The sequence below is a fragment of the Mesorhizobium sp. M7A.F.Ca.CA.002.04.1.1 genome (genome assembly GCF_004022805.1).
GTDB classification, from domain to species: domain Bacteria; phylum Pseudomonadota; class Alphaproteobacteria; order Rhizobiales; family Rhizobiaceae; genus Mesorhizobium; species Mesorhizobium ciceri.
On the sequence record NZ_RZPL01000804.1, the window covers coordinates 1 to 2,430 of the forward strand.

Annotated in this window: 2 protein-coding genes and 1 pseudogene; all 3 read right to left on the reverse strand. The window is 63.3% G+C overall.

Annotated elements, in window-relative coordinates:
* A partial coding sequence (locus ENZ75_RS28700) for an ABC transporter substrate-binding protein (protein WP_128278504.1) occupies positions 1 to 788 on the reverse strand: 788 nt, incomplete at its 3' end.
* A 200-nt stretch (positions 789 to 988) separates the two neighbouring features.
* Positions 989 to 2,287: a hypothetical protein gene (locus tag ENZ75_RS28705; protein ID WP_063168690.1), complete on the reverse strand. Its 1,299-nt coding sequence runs from the start codon at positions 2,285 to 2,287 to the stop codon at positions 989 to 991.
* A 29-nt stretch (positions 2,288 to 2,316) separates the two neighbouring features.
* A pseudogene (locus ENZ75_RS35375) lies at positions 2,317 to 2,430 on the reverse strand (histidine utilization repressor); the annotation flags it as partial.

Here is a 2,430-nt window from a genome sequence, read left to right on the forward strand (position 1 = left end):
ATGGCGCGCCCACCGGGCGTATCGGCATTGTAGTCCTTGAGCGCTGCGTCCCAGCTTTTGATCATGGCCAGCACTTGGCCGGGCCGCGACTTGATCACCTCGTCACGCACCACCAGCACGTCGCTGATCAGGCCGGGATCCTCGCCGGCGGTGAACAGCAGCTTGAGGTCCTTGTTCTGCGCCATGGCGACGGTGAGGTACGGTTCATAGGTCACCGCGACCGGCACCTGGCCGGCGATCAAGGCGCTGCCGGCGTCGGACGCAGGCATCGGAACCGGCTTCACATCGTCGATCGACATGCCGTTCCTGGTGAGCGCGTATTTGAGCAGGATGTCGCTCGTCGTGCCTTCCTCGAAGGCCACCTGCTTGCCCTTGAGGTCCGCGATGGAGGTGACGTCCTTGCCAGCGATGATCGCGTCGGCGGTCATGGAGACGTCGAGCAGCAGCACGATCTTCACCGGCAGGCCGGCCGCAACCATGCCCATCGCCGTGTGGGTGGCGATGTTGGCGGCGTCGAGCTGGCCGCTTGCAAGTGCTGCATTGATGTCCTTGTCCTCGGCGAAGTTGACGATCTGGACGTCGCTCAGCCCGTTCGTCTTGAACAGGCCCTTGGCCTCGGCGACATGCCACTGGCCATAGCCGAGCCAGGGCTCGATGCCGATCTTGAACGCTCCTGCCTCGGGCGTGGTGGGAATGGCCGCATCGGCCGCGTAGGCCGCCGGGGCGGCGGCGAGCCCGATGGCGGCGGCCATCACGAGCGCGCGAAATTGTCCTGTTAGGTTACGCATCATCCTTGTTCCCCTTGATGATCGGACCGCTTTTTCTGACTGAGGTAGCCGGTCCGGTGAGACTGCGGGTTTCTGCTCTTGCGGCACTGTGCCTCGGCGTCTTACCTGCCACTTCATGGTGAAGTGCGCGGATATTTCAGCGTCAGCGGGAGCGGATGTCAAGGCTAAAATACATACATGCATATACAAGTTGGAAAGACTCAATTTTTACGCGCTCCGGGATCGATCCGGTCTAGAAAATCGGTCACCCGATCGGTTCCGGCAACAGGTTCGCTGCCGACCATGACCGCCACCGAAAAGGCAATAAGGGAAGAAACCGGCGTGTGGCTGCGTGCGCCGGCGCGCAGGTTCATGACCAGCGTCGGCGACAGGAAGAGACCGGCCCGGAGCACCGCGCGCCAATCGGCCGGCAGCATGCCGCGCCGTTTGAGCTCAAGCAGCAATGGCCGCCACAGCGCTGTGGCCTTGACCTCCAGCAGGTCGCGGCGGACCGGGCTCAGGTCCCAGTCCGTGTCGACATGGAGCAGGTTTCCGTCCAGCCGCGCATGGGCGCGAAAAGCCTCGGTCGCGGTCGCCGGATCATAGAGCCAGAACGGGTGGGCGAAGATGTTGTGGAACGTCGCCTTCACCTCCGCCAGCAGCGTCGGGATATGCGAGCCTGCAAAGGCAGGATCGAAGAAGGACAGCTCCGCCCTCCCCGCCTTCGCCGTGTACCAGACATTGGCGTTGTGGGCGTCGCCATGCGCGACCACGCCGCCTGCATCGGCAAGCCGGTCCGGCCGCAAGCGCACTGCGGCGGCATCGAAAAGCTCACCGACGCTGTCGGTGTACTGCTCGCCATTGATGACGAATTTCAGCCGGGAAAACCGATCCCAATCCAGCTCGGCACCGGGAAAGACGAACGGCTTGCCGACATAGAAATCGGCCAGCCGGCCGCCTGGCGACAAGCGTGTCTCGGCATCGATCAGCCGCTCATGAAACAGCCTGTGGATCGGTTCCGCCGCCACCTCCTCGACGGTTACCGGATGCAGCGTTTCGAGATAGACCTTGAGCAGCCTGGCCGACAGGTCGCGCTCGGCAAGAACGGCTTCTCGCCGTTTGCCGGCATCGTCCTGCGCATCCAGCGCGAACAGCACATCCGAAAACCTCGGATCCGTGCGCCGCCGATAGACAAGGATCTGCTCGCCCGGTTGGGCCGACATATGCACGGGTTGATCAACCGGCAGGCCGGCGCGCGACAGAATCTCGGCGCGGTAATACTCGCCCGTCATCGCCTCTTCCCGCTCCTCCTGATGGAACTTGAAGAAGTAGGCCTTGCCGTCGTCCTCGAAGAAGCCGTTCAACGAATTGAGGCTGTATTTATCGAAGTTGATGCGGACATTGCGGGGGCGCATCGCGAACAGGTCGCCCAGCAATGCCGCCAGCGCGCTTTGTGCTTCGGCAACATCATGCTGCGCGAGTGCCCGGATCCGCGCCGTGCGGCTCGGTGCCGGCGTCATCTGTCGCTCTTGCATTCGACCTGCTTCCGTCAGCTGCTTTTTGAAGGGGAATAGCGGCTGCCGAGCGAGTAGCGGCTGCCGGCATAAGTCAGCTTGCTGATCGTCGCCACCACCGCGCCCGTCCATGTCCGGCGGTGCAGGAA